This window comes from Natronorubrum halophilum (genome assembly GCF_003670115.1).
Lineage (GTDB): Archaea > Halobacteriota > Halobacteria > Halobacteriales > Natrialbaceae > Natronorubrum > Natronorubrum halophilum.
The window spans coordinates 1-15,061 of record NZ_QQTY01000001.1; the positions used below are offsets into that span (position 1 = coordinate 1).

19 protein-coding genes are annotated in these 15,061 nt (G+C 62.1%); 5 read left to right on the forward strand and 14 right to left on the reverse strand.

The window, feature by feature from the left end; translation table 11 throughout:
• Window positions 1–118 precede the first annotated feature (118 nt).
• The 11 genes from bluB to DWB23_RS00050 form a co-directional block, all read right to left on the reverse strand.
• Window positions 119–817, reverse strand: a complete 699-nt coding sequence (gene bluB, locus DWB23_RS00005) for a 5,6-dimethylbenzimidazole synthase (RefSeq protein ID WP_121740769.1) — start codon at window positions 815–817, stop codon at window positions 119–121.
• Between the two features lie 158 nt (window positions 818–975).
• Window positions 976–1,332 carry a DUF7344 domain-containing protein gene (locus tag DWB23_RS00010; RefSeq protein ID WP_238717313.1) on the reverse strand — a complete coding sequence of 119 codons (357 nt, stop codon included), beginning with the start codon at window positions 1,330–1,332 and terminating at the stop codon, window positions 976–978.
• A 156-nt stretch (window positions 1,333–1,488) separates the two neighbouring features.
• Complete coding sequence (locus tag DWB23_RS00015) at window positions 1,489–1,710, reverse strand: hypothetical protein (RefSeq protein ID WP_121740770.1); 222 nt, start codon at window positions 1,708–1,710, stop codon at window positions 1,489–1,491.
• A gap of 133 nt (window positions 1,711–1,843) precedes the next feature.
• Entirely contained in the window at window positions 1,844–2,692 is an 849-nt protein-coding gene (locus DWB23_RS00020) for an endonuclease III domain-containing protein (RefSeq protein WP_121740771.1), read from the reverse strand.
• A 100-nt stretch (window positions 2,693–2,792) separates the two neighbouring features.
• On the reverse strand, window positions 2,793–3,197 hold the full coding sequence (locus DWB23_RS00025; RefSeq protein ID WP_121740772.1) for a DUF5518 domain-containing protein: 405 nt from the start codon (window positions 3,195–3,197) through the stop codon (window positions 2,793–2,795).
• Between the two features lie 278 nt (window positions 3,198–3,475).
• Window positions 3,476–4,093: a GAP family protein gene (locus DWB23_RS00030; RefSeq protein WP_121740773.1), complete on the reverse strand. Its 618-nt coding sequence runs from the start codon at window positions 4,091–4,093 to the stop codon at window positions 3,476–3,478.
• Window positions 4,094–4,384: 291 nt separating this feature from the next.
• Entirely contained in the window at window positions 4,385–4,798 is a 414-nt protein-coding gene (locus tag DWB23_RS00035) for a DUF371 domain-containing protein (RefSeq protein WP_121740774.1), read from the reverse strand.
• Window positions 4,799–4,862: 64 nt separating this feature from the next.
• Window positions 4,863–5,231, reverse strand: coding sequence for a hypothetical protein (locus tag DWB23_RS00040; RefSeq protein WP_121740775.1), 369 nt, complete (start codon window positions 5,229–5,231; stop codon window positions 4,863–4,865).
• A 58-nt stretch (window positions 5,232–5,289) separates the two neighbouring features.
• Window positions 5,290–6,633, reverse strand: coding sequence for an alkaline phosphatase family protein (locus DWB23_RS00045; RefSeq protein WP_121740776.1), 1,344 nt, complete (start codon window positions 6,631–6,633; stop codon window positions 5,290–5,292).
• A gap of 237 nt (window positions 6,634–6,870) precedes the next feature.
• Window positions 6,871–7,005 carry a hypothetical protein gene (locus tag DWB23_RS23655; RefSeq protein ID WP_275086271.1) on the reverse strand — a complete coding sequence of 45 codons (135 nt, stop codon included), beginning with the start codon at window positions 7,003–7,005 and terminating at the stop codon, window positions 6,871–6,873.
• Between the two features lie 198 nt (window positions 7,006–7,203).
• Window positions 7,204–7,734: an inorganic diphosphatase gene (locus tag DWB23_RS00050; RefSeq protein WP_121740777.1), complete on the reverse strand. Its 531-nt coding sequence runs from the start codon at window positions 7,732–7,734 to the stop codon at window positions 7,204–7,206.
• A 207-nt stretch (window positions 7,735–7,941) separates the two neighbouring features.
• Between DWB23_RS00050 and DWB23_RS00055 the strand changes: the two genes are divergently transcribed.
• On the forward strand, window positions 7,942–8,301 hold the full coding sequence (locus DWB23_RS00055; RefSeq protein WP_121740778.1) for a PadR family transcriptional regulator: 360 nt from the start codon (window positions 7,942–7,944) through the stop codon (window positions 8,299–8,301).
• 23 nt (window positions 8,302–8,324) lie between these two features.
• Here the strand turns inward: DWB23_RS00055 and DWB23_RS00060 are convergent, their stop codons facing one another.
• Together DWB23_RS00060 and rnhA are read right to left on the reverse strand one after the other, a co-directional pair.
• Window positions 8,325–8,966, reverse strand: a complete 642-nt coding sequence (locus DWB23_RS00060; RefSeq protein ID WP_121740779.1) for a DUF7108 family protein — start codon at window positions 8,964–8,966, stop codon at window positions 8,325–8,327.
• A gap of 59 nt (window positions 8,967–9,025) precedes the next feature.
• Window positions 9,026–9,619 (reverse strand): ribonuclease HI, encoded by a 594-nt coding sequence (gene rnhA, locus DWB23_RS00065; RefSeq protein ID WP_121740780.1) that lies wholly within the window; start codon window positions 9,617–9,619, stop codon window positions 9,026–9,028.
• A 162-nt stretch (window positions 9,620–9,781) separates the two neighbouring features.
• Between rnhA and DWB23_RS00070 the strand changes: the two genes are divergently transcribed.
• On the forward strand, window positions 9,782–10,744 hold the full coding sequence (locus DWB23_RS00070) for a transcription initiation factor IIB (RefSeq protein WP_121740781.1): 963 nt from the start codon (window positions 9,782–9,784) through the stop codon (window positions 10,742–10,744).
• A 142-nt stretch (window positions 10,745–10,886) separates the two neighbouring features.
• Here DWB23_RS00070 and gfcR read toward each other — a convergent pair whose 3' ends face one another.
• Window positions 10,887–11,543, reverse strand: coding sequence for a transcriptional regulator GfcR (gfcR, locus tag DWB23_RS00075; protein ID WP_121741871.1), 657 nt, complete (start codon window positions 11,541–11,543; stop codon window positions 10,887–10,889).
• Between the two features lie 136 nt (window positions 11,544–11,679).
• On the opposite strand from gfcR, the gene DWB23_RS00080 reads away from it, so the two are divergent.
• The 3 genes from DWB23_RS00080 to DWB23_RS00090 all read left to right on the forward strand — a co-directional run bounded on the left by DWB23_RS00080 (window position 11,680) and on the right by DWB23_RS00090 (window position 14,999).
• Window positions 11,680–12,978, forward strand: a complete 1,299-nt coding sequence (locus DWB23_RS00080; RefSeq protein WP_121740782.1) for an HAD family hydrolase — start codon at window positions 11,680–11,682, stop codon at window positions 12,976–12,978.
• Window positions 12,979–13,308: 330 nt separating this feature from the next.
• Complete coding sequence (locus DWB23_RS00085; RefSeq protein ID WP_121740783.1) at window positions 13,309–13,986, forward strand: helix-turn-helix domain-containing protein; 678 nt, start codon at window positions 13,309–13,311, stop codon at window positions 13,984–13,986.
• Window positions 13,987–14,084: 98 nt separating this feature from the next.
• The gene (locus DWB23_RS00090; RefSeq protein WP_121740784.1) at window positions 14,085–14,999 is read left to right on the forward strand and encodes a dihydrodipicolinate synthase family protein; all 915 of its coding nucleotides are present in this window, start codon (window positions 14,085–14,087) and stop codon (window positions 14,997–14,999) included.
• Window positions 15,000–15,061 lie beyond the last annotated feature (62 nt).

The following is a 15,061-nucleotide window of genomic DNA, read 5'->3' on the forward strand; positions in this document are numbered from 1 at the left end:
CGCGCGCCTCTTGATCGAGGCGCGCGCTCGAGCCGGCCACTGTGGACGATCGATCTATGGAACAGACACGGGGAATCCAACTGGGACAGGACCGCGGCAAATGCAGATGGGACGGTCTTTAGCTGCTGTCCGACGAAACGAACGCTTCGCCGTCGGTCTCGGTCGACTCGGTGGCATTCCATCGTTCGTCGTGGACGAGCGGTTCCACCTCGAGTCGGTCACGCCATCCCTCCTGTTGGAGCACAGGTTCGTCCGGAAAGCCGCCCTCCGGGTAGCCGAGACAGAGATACGCGACCGGCTTGACGTGTGGCGGGATGCCGAGTACCTCCTGGACCTCGTAGGGATAGAGCACGCTCACCCACCCGACGCCGACGCCCTCCGCTCGCGCGGCCAGCCAGAGGTTCTGCACTGCGAGACAGGTCGAGTAGACGTCCGTCCGCTGCATCGAACTCCGACCGAGGACGTGGGGCGCGCCCCGCGTCGGATCGCAAGTCACGCAGATGTTGACCGGTGACTCGCGGATCCCCTCGAGCTTTAACGCGGCGAACGTGGACTTCCGTGGCTCCGCGTAGCCTTCGCGGGCGGCCGCAATGGCGCGGTCGGCGATTTCGGCGATCTCGGTTTTCGTCCCCTCGTCCCGAACGACCACGAGGTCCCACGGTTGCGAGAACCCGACGCTCGGAGCGTGGTGGGCGGCCCGAACGAGTCGCTCGAGGACGTCCCCGGGGATCGGATCGCCCCGAAATCGACGGATGTCGCGGCGGGCGTAGATCGTCTTGTAAACCGCATCTCGCTCTTCCGCGGTGAATGAAGTCACTGTTTCAGCAGTGAAACCAAAATTGGATAAAGATAGTGATCGGATACTCGCAAAAACCGACGACGGTGCAGCCACCGGACACGACACCCGCGGTAGCTGGCGAAGTCGGTAAAACCGGACGTCGGAGCCGACGAGGCCACGTCGCCTGGGAGGGGGCGTTAGGAGTCGGTCTGCTCCGACAGGGTAAGGTACGGCGCGACGACTTCTCGGGAAACTGCTGATTTTACGAGTTCCGTCTCTTCGTCGTACTCGACGAGGTCTGCATCGGTCAGGTGTGGTAGGTGATTGTGATAGAGATCGACCAGGACCCGTTCGTACCAGTCGTACGACGGCTCTCCCTCTTTGAGCGCGATGAACTCGGCGAGATCGCCGAGGGGAATCGCAACTGGCTTCTGCGTTAAATAGGCGAGCGCGTGCTTTCGCCGTGCCGCTGAAAAGGCGGCGAAGAGTGTTGTTGACGTAATTTCTGAGGAATACTGCTCTCCATCGTCAGGGATGCGTGTTTCGGGTGTCATGGAACCTCCGTACTTCACCACGTGGCTCTCGGTAGCCAGTCGTTCTCGAGCGCCAACTCAGTAGAGTACGAATATCGATACACACGGAATACACATAGCCTTTGTTGTAGCAAACTCAATCAGAAAACAAACTATCCGTCTTTCTGACCGAATCGGTTACTCTTCGAGGATTGTGGGATCGAACGTCGAGTCGTCGTTCGAGCGCTTCGCTTCGATCGTCACCGTCCAGTTCGGCGCATCCGAGACGGGGGTCATAATTTCCCACGTGTCCGCAACCGTCGCACCGCAGGCAAACGCGTCGATAATCAACGTCTCTAGGTCGTGCTCGAACGCCTCAGTCGCTTCAGCGCGGGTTTCGGGGAGGTTATCAGAATCCATGATGGCAGACTCAGCCGACCGAGACGACTCGATCGCTTGCCGCTGAGAGAACAGCGACGAAGATAACCGTGTCGCCACTGTGATACGGCTCCTCGTCGCTCGAGAGGGTAAATTTCGTCCCACCGACCGTCGCTTACTCGAGCGTCTCGGCCGGGTCGATGACCTCGCCAGTCTCGGGATAGACGCCGACCTGATCGCACAGGTCTGTCATCGGGCACGCCTCGGGATCGTCCAGACAGGCTGGCTTGCGCGCCGTACAGTACTCGCGGCCGAACTGGATCGTCGCCGTGTGGGCGAAGCCGCACTTCGCCGCGGGAACGTCTCGCTCGAGAACGGCCCGAACGCCCTCGTGGTCCGCGTCCGGCGGTGCGATCCCCATGCGGCGATAGATCCGGTGGACGTGCGTGTCGACCGGAAAGACGCCGCCGCGACCGCCCGCAAAGAGCAGGACGCAGTCGGCGGTCTTGGGTCCGACGCCGCGGACGGAGAGGAGCGTCTCGCGCACCGCCGACGGCTCCTCGTCTTTGACGTAGGCGTCGAACTCGGCGGCGGAGCCGAACGTCTCGAGGACCCACTCGGCGGTGTCGATGATCGTCTCCGACTTCTGGTTGTACAGCCCCGCGGAACTGATCGTCTCGGCGAGTTCCGAGCGCTCCGCGCTCGTGAGCGAGTCGGCGAGGTCGACGTCGCCCTCGCTCGCATCGTCTGACTCGTGTCGAAACCCGGCGTCGCCGTATCGCTCGATAAGGGCGTCGTGAGCCGGTTGGCTCGCCTTGTCGCTGGTGTTCTGGCTCAGGATCGTTCGAACGAGACAGGTGAAGGCGTCCTGCCCGCCGTACGTCTTCTGCCAGTATCGCTCCCCCAGTCGGTCGACGACCTCCTCCGCGCGGGTATCCGCGGTCGCGGGGTCGAATTCGGCTGCGACGCCGCCACCGTCCGTTCCACCGCTGATGTTGATGGTCGGCTCCGAATCGTCGCTCATACGGTACCCTCGAGGTCACGGAACAAAACCGCGACGGACCGCGGTCTGTGGAGTCGGTATCAGCGTCGGTCAAAAATCAGGAACGGTTGCCGGTGATCGATCAGGCCCGCGTTCTGGTCGTCTCGGGAGCGGTCCGACGGTCCTTCGCCCACGAGCCGATCGCGCCGCCCAGCGCGCCGGGGATGGCGTGGAACGCGAGCATGAGCAAGCCGAGGACGAGCACGCCGAACGTCGGGACGACACCCGCGAACAGCAGTGTCGTAAACCCTGCAATAGCTAACAGGATGAGCGATCCGAAGACGGTTGCGATACCGCCGTGGATCGCGCCGGAACTCACCGTTCCGCCGACGAGGTATCCTGCGGTGAGACCGCCGAGAACACCGATTACGCCCCAGTATGATACGACGACCGAGGTATCCGACCCCGCGTAAATGAGGCCGCTGATGACCCCCAGCGCGAGAGTTACGGCGAATCCGATTATGACAGCTGACCATTTAATGTCCATGATCAAGTACTAGTACGCTGTCAGAGGATATAATCCAATCTCACGACGTTCGAGTAGTTCACTAAACGCAGATAGTACGGCCCCTAACCCAGATAACCGGCAGTATTCTGATATCGTCACCGACAATTCATACGTCGCCATCATCGACGAGCTTACGGATCGATTACCTGTTGGGAGTCGGTCGGATCGCGACTGCTCACTATCGAGTCCGATCGAAGCGGAAGTCGACTCGCCTACGGGCGGGTCAGGTACCCTACCCGATCGGATCCGGCGGGTGCTCAGCCCAGAAGGTTATTGAGGGACATTCCGATAAAGAAGACGATCACGACTTCGGTGACGATCCACGAATGAGTGTTCATCCAGTTTCGAACCTTCGGAAGGAAGGTTTCCGCGCGCTCGCCGAAGGCGACCAGAACGAGCGATGGAAGGGCCAAAATCAGGAGCGTGAGGGAGATGAACGGGACGGCGTCCGTCCACGGGGCGTCACGGGCCGCAAGATAGGAACCGACCGAGACCGACGTGAGAACGTCCGTCGGAAAGAATCCGAGCAGGAGGAAGCCGAACCTGAACGAAAACCGCGGCGTCGCAGCGCCGAGTTTCCCCATCCACCGAGGCGGTTCCGACTCGTCCCTAGTTCGGTAGGTGTGTACCATCGCGAGCAAGAGAGCACCCAGAATAATCGCGCTGACCGTCGTATTCGACGTGCCCTGACCGATGGCACCGACGCCGAGCACGTATGCAATCGTGACGACGAGCGTGATCGAAAGCGCCGCGCCGCCGACGAACGCGGCGGAGTTCCGCCGCCAGTTCTCGCTCGTCGCGAGAAAGATGGCGCTCAATATCTGCGGCCCGGCGACCATGACGAACACCAGCGGCAGAACCTCGAGAAAGCTCACGGCTCGGTCACCCGAGCGCCGTTCTTCGGTTGCTGTACGGGAACGAGCGACTGCGAGACGGCGGCACTATCGAGCGGGCAGCGCGGGCGGGGGAACCGCCTTCGCCTCTGTAGCGGAGTAGTATCGATCATCGACTTGTGACTCTGGTTGGTATCGGCCGTCCATCCGGAGTTGGACGGAAAACAGGATAAAGCTTGACCGGGTAAGCGCCCCCTTCTTCGACATCGGTTCGTCGATCTCTCGCGTGCCGACTTCCGTGGGCACTCGAACGCCTCGAGCGCACCGACGGGATCACTCGACGGTGATCGTCACGGTCGCCTCGGCCCCGCCAGCCAGCGCGTCGACGAGGTCCCGGTCGAACCCCGCGGCCGCGAACGGTGCGTCGTTCACGATCGTCCGATCGTCCACGTAGTCGCTCGTGCGACCCACGGCACTGCGCTCGTTCGTCAACTCGAGGTCGGGGTCGCCGTGTCCCGTTACCGAGTCCCTACAGCCGCCGGCTTCGATCGTGACCGTGATCGTCGCGTCCGAATCCTGGCACGCCTCGACGAACGCCGGATCGAAGTCTGCCGGCGCGCGATCGGCGTCGATCGCGAGAATGCAGTCCCCGGCCGGGGTGAGATAGTCGTCGGTCGTCACCTCGAACGTGCTCGCGTGTTCGGCGCGCACGTTCTCGTGTCCTCGAGCGCGGATGACTTCCTCCATGTACACCGCTTCGTTGCCGGGCGGAAAACGCACTCGAATCGCGATTTGGCGTCAGACGCTCGAGTTACGACCGGGATCGATAGCCCGCACGAAGTTCGTCGACGCTACGCCCGATCAGGACGCCGAAGACGACGAGGAGAAGTATCGGGACGATTCCGAACCCCCACTCCTCGGTCACTGTTCCCATCGCAACGCCGGCGAGTATCGAGAGCACGGCGGCTCCGACCGCAAAGAGCGCCACGCCGAGTCGAAGCGGCGAGCCGGTTTGCCGGGCGAGGACGTACTGAGGCAGTCCGATCCCGACGGCGAGGTAGATCGCCAGCCCGATCGGCGACCCGCCGAGAATCGCAACACTCTCGGTGGCCGCGCTCGCGACGGCAGCGAGACTGATGGCGAGGAGGAGCAATAGTCCGACAACTCGCGATTCGTTCACGGAGTAACGTTCATACAGAGTGACAATATTCGTTTCGGTCGCTATCCGCCGACGGCGCTCAGACCAGACTCGCGCCGTCGAAGTCGCCGCGACTGTAGTCGATGTTCATGAGGTCGAGGATCGTCGGCGTGATATCGAAGAGGTCGGCGTCGCCGATCGTCGCCTCGGTGTGGTCGATGTACAGCGAGGTGTCGTCGAAGCTGTGCATGCCGTTTCGCGGGCCGCTGGTGAAGATCTCGGAGTCGGCCTTGAAGCCGGATTTGAGATCGAAGCCCTTGTTCGGAATCGCGACCAGATCCGGCGCGATATCGTCGTGATCGCCGCGGAACGCCGCCTCTTTCTCGACGACGCGCTCGACGACCTTGTTGCCGTCCGGTCCCTCGAGCGCCTCGAGTTCGGCCTTGAGTTCGTCGCGAACCTCGTCGTACTCCGACTCGGGGACGGAGCCGCGGGGTTCGCGCCCCTCGAGGTTGATGTAGAATCGACCGGGGATGAAGGAGTACGCCGTGGTTTCGTCGGCGATATCGTCCAGTTCCTCGGGGTCGTCGGTCCGGAAGGAGAGCCACCCCTCCTCCAGTAGCCACTGGTTGAAGTGGACCTCATAGTCGAGGCTCGTAAAGCCGTGATCGGAGGCGACGATCATGGTGACGTCTTCGGGCAGCGCCTCGCGAAGCTGCCCGATGTAATCGTCGAGTTTCCGGTAGAATTCGATGAACTCGTCCTTGAACTCGCCGTCGCGCTCGTAGTCTTTGAACAGGAAGTGGTTGACCCGGTCGGTCGTCATGAAGACGCCGAAGAACAGGCCCCAATCGTCCTCCTCGATGTAGTGTTCGAACGCCTCGAAACGGGCATCGAGGGTCGCGTGAGCGTCTTCGATGAACTCGGTTTTGTCGCCCTGGTGGCCGAGTTTCGGGTTGACGTCGATTCGGTAATCGAGCGTCTCGAGGTAGTCGCGAACGTCGTCGGGGTAGGCTGCTTTGTCGAGACCGGGCGAGAGAAAGCCCGAGACCATCCGCTGAACGTTTCGCTGCGGCGGGAAGGTGACGGGGACGTTCATCACGGTCGCCTGTCGTCCCTCCTCCTGAACGCGGTCCCAGACACGGTCGGCCTGGACCTCGCGTCCCATCGGGACGTAGGTGTCGTAGGTGCCGACCTCGCGGTCTTGAAAGCCGTAGACGCCCGTTTCGCCGGGATTCATCCCGGTCGTCAGCGACGGCCAGCAGGCGCTAGATTCGGGCGGAACGATGCTCGAGATCTCGCTCGCCGTGCCCTCTGCAGCGAGCGCGGCGAAGTTCGGAAACAGTTCCTCGTTCTCCGAGAGGAGACTATACGGCACGCCGTCGATCCCGATAAATGCGACTCGGGGGTTTCCGTCGCCCCGTAATCGATCGAACAGACCCATGGACGGACGTTGTTCGACCGCATACAAGAAGGTTCGTTTCGAGACACTCCGTTGAGAAGGACTGCTACCAGTTCACGTGCGTTCCGCGTCGGAGTGATCCGGCTCACTGAAAGACGTCAACGGATCGATACCAGTAGTCGAACGTAGCGATCCAGCGGGTGCGAGCAACCGCGTCGAGAGAAACCTCGAGTAGCGAATGCAGATGCGACCGCGACCAGTGCTCGAGGAGGCCGATGCTTAGTCTTCGGTCCCGTCCCGTTCGATCGATTCGAAATTCGTGGGGATGACCGTCAGGTGGGCCATACCGATACCGGATTCGACCGCGTCATCTACCGTAGCGGACGTTCGTGCGGACGGGTTGGTTGCTGCCATAACGAGTTCATCTAGTACGCCGCTACGAATAAAATTACCCATGCTCATAATGCATGAGCGTCCGTCGGCGCATAACTCCAGCGTATCCGGTGACACCGTGTACTCTGAGCGTCTCAGCGAGACCGCAGTGAACACCGATATCGAGAACCGTCGCCCGGTAGACGGACGTAGTGGCGCGTAGAAAGTCAGCCGCTGCCGTTAGAAGTTCTCTTCGTAGAGGTCCTGGGCGTGCTCGATCGCGTCGTAGGCGGCCTGTTTGTCCTCCCAGCCCTGCGTTTCGACTTCCTTGCCCTCCTCTAAGTTCTTGTAACTCGAGAAGAACTCGTCGATCTCGTCGAGTTGCTGTTGGGTGATGTCTTCGAGGTTCTCGATGTGGTCGTATCGTGGATCCTCGGACGGAACGGCGATGACCTTGTCGTCTTGCTCGCCGTCGTCGTCCATCTTCATCAGCGCGACGGGGCGCGCTTCGATGACGCAGCCGGGGAACGTCGCATCCTCGACGAGGACGAGCACGTCGAAGGGATCCTCGTCGTCGTAGTACGACTGCGGAATAAATCCGTAGTCGCTCGGATAGTGGACGTTGCTGTGCAGCACGCGGTCGAGTACGACCCCGGGGACGTCCTTATCGTACTCGTACTTGTTTCGCTCCCCTTTGAGACATTCGACGACCGCATAGATCTCTTCGGGTGGGTTCGGTCCAGTCTCGAGGTCTTCCCAGAGGTTGACCATGTACCGGACACTCGACGGTCGATCAAAAAGTACTTTCGTAATCGTGTGTCATATTCAATCCGACCGTTACCAGAGACCACCGAGACGAGATCCGGACACGCACCACCAGTATCCGGCTACGTAGGGCCCGTTCGGCGCTTTGCCGGTCGTGCGGAAACGAGAAAATAGTTGGTAAGTCTTAAATAGTCTGGTGACATTTACAAAGCTATGTCAGAGGCACAATCAATCACCGGCGAACAGAGTATTGCACGCGAACTCACCGCGTTCCAGAACAACATCCTCGTCATCCTCGCCAAGGAGCCGATGTACGGACTGGCGATCAAGCGCGAACTCGAGGAGTACTACGGGACCGAAGTCAACCACGGCCGACTCTACCCGAACCTCGACGAACTCGTCGATCTCGGGCTGGTCGAGAAGAGCGAACTCGACAAGCGAACCAACCAGTACTCGCTGACCGACGACGGCTACGACGCCGTCCTCGACGGCATCGAATGGTCGCTCTCGAAGGTCGTTACGGGCGACGACCGCGCGGACGAGATCAACGAGATAGTCGAGAACAGCTACTGAACGCGACACCACCACCGTTTTCGCTACCGAACCTGTTCGTCAGGAACGGGTTCACCGGCCGTCTCGTACACGAGCGCGATCGATTCCCCGATCGCGTCTCGTTGTGCCGCTGACGGCCACGCGTTTCTCACGACGTACTCCGTCCGAAACTCCTCGAGTTCGTCGCCCGTCAATTCCTCGATCCGTTTCGCGTAGTGGTTGCCGGTAAAATCTGCGAGCAGCGTTGCGTTGTCGCCGTGGATATCGCCGTGGCGCTCCCGCACGTCCGCGACGAGTTCACGGTTGTGTGCATCGACCGTCTCCCAGTCGTCGGGATCGCCCGACCCCTCGAGTCGGATCTCGACCGCGCGCGAGATGTCGTCGACGCGGTCGGTCCTGATCACGCCGTCCTCGTGCCACTCGTCGGGGTGGAGCACGAGGACGTCGTCGCCGTCGTCGTCGCGGATACGCGCGGTGAAATCGTGGTCCTCGAGGAGTTCCGTGCGCCGTTCCGCGTGGACTCGAGCCTCGTTCTCGTCGGGCACCGTCCGCTTGAGTCGGGTAAGTCGTTCGGCCTCGTCGACGACATCTGCGGGAAGGCCGTCGCTCTCGGATTCGTCAGTGCCGCCCCCGGCGCTGCCGTTCGCTTCGGCGGAACCGGCCAGCGATTCGTTCGAGTCGGTCATGCAGGTCCGTACGTACTCGAGGGCTTTTCCCTTGCTGGTCTCGCGGCTCGGTGGCCACCTCAGCCCTGGTCGAGCGCCTCGTTTGCGAGCCCGTCCGCCCGGTTGTTGACCTCTCGAGGGATGTGCTCCAGCGTCCAGTCGTCGAACCCGGCGAGGATCTCGCGGACGGTCACGCGCTTCTCGCGCAGCTCCGGGTTGTTCGTATCGTACTCGCCGCGGACCTGCTTGACGATCAACTCGGAGTCGCCGCGCACGTGGATTTCGTCGTAGCCGTAGTCGCGAGCGGCCTCGAGGGCCGTGAGCAGCGCCTCGTACTCGGCCTGATTGTTCGTCATCGTGCCGATCCGCTCGCCGCCCTCGGCGACGATGCCGTCGCCGGTGACGATCACCCAGCCGGTCGCTGCGGGGCCGGGATTCCCCCGGCACGCGCCGTCGAAGTAGACGTGTGCGCGGCCGCCGTCCTCTCGCAGCAGCGCCTCGAGATCCTGCGGGCTCTCTCCCTGAATCACGACCTTGTCGTCGTACGCGACGGCCGTCGCGCCACCGCGACTCGCACGCCACCGTTCGTGGTCCGTGTTCCCGGACTCGACGGTCACGCCCGCCTCCTCGAGTCGCTCTCGAGCCGTCTCGACGTCGCACTCGATAACCGGCATTTGTGGCTGTTCTCGACCAGAGCCGGATAAAGTCTTTCCGGTTCCAAATCGTAAATCTCGCATGCTACGCTCTGTCGGCACCGATATCGGGTGATTAGCCTCAGTTGGAGAAAACGCCCACCAAGAATTTATATACGATGGTGATACTACTATAAAAGTGCGATGACACGGTCCACCCGCCAGCGGGAGCGAACACACGAGACGGACGAGACCGAGGATCAGGAAGGGGTTCGTGCGTGCCCTGAGTGTGAATCGGATAACCTGGTGAAAGACTCCGACCGGGGTGAGCTCATCTGTGAAGACTGTGGGCTCGTCGTGGAGGAAGAAAAAATCGATCCCGGTCCTGAGTGGCGGGCGTTTAACCATCAGGAACGGCAGGAAAAGTCCCGGGTCGGTGCGCCGACGACCCAGACGATGCACGATAAGGGACTGACCACTACGATCGACTGGAAGGACAAGGACGCATACGGCCGCTCTATCTCCTCGAAAAAGCGCAGCCAGATGCACCGACTGCGCAAGTGGCAAGAGCGCATCCGAACGAAGGATGCGGGGGAGCGTAATCTGCAGTTCGCGCTCAGCGAAATCGATCGAATGGCATCCGCACTGGGCGTTCCGCGCTCGGTTCGCGAGGTCGCATCCGTTATCTACCGGCGCGCGTTGAAAGAAGACCTCATCCGCGGTCGCTCGATCGAGGGCGTTGCGACGTCCGCGCTGTACGCTGCCTGTCGCAAGGAAGGTATCCCACGTAGTCTCGAGGAAATCTCGGAAGTCTCTCGTGTCGAACGCAAAGAGATCGGTCGCACGTATCGGTACATCTCGCAGGAACTCGGCCTCGAGATGCGCCCCGTCGACCCGAAAAAGTACGTCCCCCGCTTCTGTTCCGAACTCGAACTCTCCGAAGAGGTCCAGACGAAGGCCAACGAGATCATCGAGAAGACGGCCGAGGAAGGGCTGCTCTCGGGCAAGTCACCGACTGGCTACGCCGCCGCCGCGATCTACGCTGCATCGTTGCTCTGCAACGAGAAGAAGACCCAGCGCGAGGTTGCGGACGTGGCCCAGGTGACCGAGGTAACGATTCGAAACCGGTACCAGGAGCAGATCGAAGCGATGGGGATCCACGGGTAAGCCGTCCGCTCGCCAGTTCTCCATTTTTACGTGCGTCACTTCAGAGATCCAGCGACTGCAAAGCAGCCGGTGACCGACCGGAGGAGAGTCCATCCCCTGTCCCGGTACGGACTCCGGTGCTGTGCGACATTCGCGGGCGACGCTACTCTTCCGTGCCGACGCTGATGACCTGCAACAGCGAGTAGACCGGGACGCCCTCGAGTTCCTCGAGGCCTTGCTTGTCCGCGAGGACGACGCACGCGAGGGGCTCGCCGCCTTCAGTGCGAATGGCCTCGATGGTCTCGCGCATCGTGGTCCCGCTGGTGACGGTGTCGTCGACGACGTAACATTCGCGGTCGCGGATCCCGGCGAAGTTCCGCGAAAACGTGCCGCCGAGTTCCTCGATATCGCCTTCCTCCCACTGGTGTTTCGCGGGCGTATAGGTCCCCAGATCCGTCTCGAGTTCGCGCGCGACGAGCGTAGCGATCGGACCGCCGGCTTTCTCGATTCCGATGGTTAGATCGACGCCTTCGCCGTGTTTAGCGAGCATATCGGCCATCGCTTCCGCGATCGCGCTCATTCGTTTGCTGTCTCGACCGATTGCCGACCAATCGACGTGGATATCCTGGGGTCCGCCGATAGGTCCGTCGGCCGCCCCCTGTTCCGGCTGATCCGACGGCTGCGTCGTCGCACCGCTTCGCTCGACGAGCCAGCTCGCCGTCTCTCGAGAGACGTTCAGTTCGTCCGCGATCTCGCCTTTCGACAGTCCCCGAGTCGTGAGTTCGGCTGCACTCTCGATCAAGTCGTCGACGTTTTTCATATGCGTTCGAATTCGAGCGCCGTTTTTATAGTCGTATCGTCGTCGATCGAGGAACCGGTCGCCGCTGCACTCGAGAACGCGCACTCGACGACTCGCACTGAAAACGGTTATCTGCCTCCTCCTGCCAGTAACTATCATGGAGCGGTACGATCTCGTCTATCAGCTGTACGACGAGTACGACACGGAGACGCTACGGGAGTATCAGGCGTTCGTCGACGTCTTTCCGGCGATCGACTCTCGAGTCGCACTGGAGCACTGGCAGGGTGCAACCGAGGAACTCGAGGAGCGAAAGGACGAAATCCGATCCGGGTTTGCGGCGGGCGAGACGTTCGCCGAGGTCGCCTCCCGCGCCAATCGAGATCAAGCCTTTACCGCGCTGGATCTCGAAGCCAAGTACGGTCGCGCGGTGAACGTTCTCGTCCTCGACGTCGATGAAACGCTTCGTTCGGCGGGCGGGACGGACAACGAGATTCCGCGCGACACCCTGCACGTGCTGACGGAGTTCCACGAGGCCGGCGTGCCCATCGTCATCTGTACGGGCCAGACCCTGGAGAACGTCAAAGGGTTCGCGATTCAGGGCCTGGGCAGCGAGATCGTCCACTCGGGCGACCTCTCGATCGTCTACGAGGCCGGAACGGGCGTGTTCACGCCGGGTCACGGCGCGCAGACGAAGCAACTGCTCTACGAGGACCTGGAGGAAGCGATCCGGAACGTCTTCGACGACGTGCGCTCGCGCGTGCTTCCAGAAGCCCCCGAGGACCTTCGGCGCGGCTGTCACCTGCAGGGCAACGAGTTCAACGTCACGATGAAGCCGAATTACGAAACCGGCTCCACGAAGGCCCGGGAGACGATCGACGCGGCGCTGGTCTACCTGATCGACCTGCTCGCCGACGCCGTCGGTGTCGCACTCGAGTTGAACGGGACGGACGGGAGCGACGATCGGGAAGACGGTACCGGCAGCAGGGAGATCGACGACGAGACGGTCGTCGACTGGACGCGCGCGTTCTACGCCGATCAGGATCCGGAGATCAGGGCCGTCCTCGAGGGCGAAGGAGCCTATCCCGATCTCGACTCGGAGGCGGTTCCCGGAGCGCTTTCGGACGTCTTAGAACGCATCGACGTGGCCTACTACGAGGCCGATGCGGCCGAGATCGGAAGCCTCGAGTTGAACAAGGTCGTCGGCGTCGAGCGTGCGTTCGACGTCCTGGACGTCGACGATCCGTTTGCCCTCGTGATGGGCGACTCCAAGAGCGACCTGCGCGTGATGAAGTGGGTCGACGAGATCGACGCGGGCATCGCGGCCGCGCCCGAACACGCTTCTCAGGATACCCTAGAGCACGTCCTCAGGACGGACGAACTCGTCTTCGATCGGGGGAAGAGCGTCGACGTTCTGCGGACGGTGTTTGCGCTGAATAGATTGGCACGGCTCGAGTGACCGCGAGTCGCGGACGGATCGCCGATGACACTGATCGCGGTCCCGGAATCAGTACCTCCCGTACTGACCGTCACCGACTGTGAAATACTGCCTTAAACGGCTGGAATACAAAGGCCTGCTCATCAACGGCGTTCACGCCGTATCAAGTGACAGCACGATCCGAGCGGGAGTGCACGGGCTACCGAACGTAGTACGAATGCCAACGGGTGCTCTCGCCGCCAAAGAGTGGATCTGCGAGATACATATGAGACGATTCGAGTCCACACATCACCACGACAGCGGCACCGTTCGCCAACCGGACTCGAGCGTTCCGTACGAGGTGATCGATCCATGACGACGATCGCAGAACTCTCGCTCTCGACCGACGAGTTCGCGCTCGCGGAGACGCTCCGGCAACTGCCAGCGATGGAGGTCCGGGTCGAGAGCGTCGTCGCCGAAGGGCCGGCTCGAACGGTCCCGCTCGTCTGGTTCTCGAACGTCGACCCGGACGAACTGCAGCAGGTGCTCGGCGACGATCCGACCGTCGACGAGTACCAGTGTCTCCTCGAAGATACCGACGACGAGGAGTGGTTCTATCGGCTCCAGTACGGCGAGGACGTCAGTTCGGTCTGTGGTTCGGTGTACACCAACGGCGGCACGGTCCTCGACGCGCAGATCACCGACGATCAGTGGACACTTCGACTCCTCTTTCCGCACCGCGAGGAGCTCTCGGAAACCGTTTCGGCCATCGAAGCGCAGGGCGTCCGCGTCGACGTCCGGCGGATGGTCGAAGCCGGACAGGACGAAGACCTTGAGACGACAGCGGCGTTGACCGAGCCACAACAGGAGGCGATTTCCGAGGCCTATCGCCAGGGCTACTACGACGTTCCGCGCGAGATCTCGCTCGAGGAACTGGCGAACGAGCTCGGGATCTCCCATCAGGCGCTTTCGGAGCGACTCAGGCGAGCGAACCGCGTCCTCGCGAGCGAACAGTTAAACGAGTCGGGAGGAGAGTTGGCGACCGAGTAGCGATCGTTTCGTCGCTCAGGGAGCCGAGAACGTCGGAGGCGGCTCACCCCACACTTGCGCGGTCGTCTTCTATACACGTCCACGACGGAGGAACGCCCATGGCAGATCACGATCCCGGTGTCGACGATCCGCTGGGGCTCCACGGCGTCGTTCCCCCGACGATCACCGCATTTCACGACGACGAGTCGGTCGACTACGAAACCACGGCCGAACACGCCCGCTTCGTCGTCGACCGGGGCGTCCACGGCGTCTTTCCGCTCGGAACCAACGGCGAGTTCCCGCTCCTGACGGGCGACGAACGCGAGGGCGTCGTCAAGGCCGTCGTCGACGAGGTCGGTGACGAGGTACCCGTCATCGCCGGCGTCGGCGCGCCGAGCACCTACGAGACCGTCGCTCACGCCGAACACGCCGAATCCGTCGGTGCCGACGGCATCGTCGTCGTGACACCGTACTACTATCCGCTCGACCACGACGCCGCCGTCGCGCACTACCGACGCGTCGCCGACGCCGTCTCGCTTCCGGTCTACGTCTATCACATCCCGAGCAAGACCGGCAACGAACTGTCGCTTGAGACGCTCGCGGATATCGCGCAGATCGACACCGTTGCCGGCATCAAAGACTCGAGCAAGGACGTTCCCTGGCTCGCTCAGGCCATCGACGCCCATCCCGAGTTGACCTTTCTGGTCGGCTCCGACTCGCTCCTGTTTACGGGCCTCGAGATCGGCTGTTCGGGGATGGTGAGCGCCGTCGCGAACGTCTTCCCGGAGCTCGTCGTCGACTGTTATACCGCCTACGACGAGGGGGACGAAGCGCGCGCTCGAGAGCTGCAGAGCCGGGTCTTCGAGGTTCGCGACGCGTTCAAAACTGGCGGCGCGTACATGTCCGGCGTCAAGACCGCGCTTCGAACGCGCGAGTTCGACGCCGGTCCGTTGCGAAGTCCGCTTCGACGCAAAGACGACGAGTCGGCGGCGGCGATGCGAGAGGAACTCGAGGGCGTGCGGGGTCTGCGTTGACCGTCTGAAGGCGTCCCGATACGTCCGTTCGAAGGCCTTCGGACCGTCCGCACCGTCCGTGG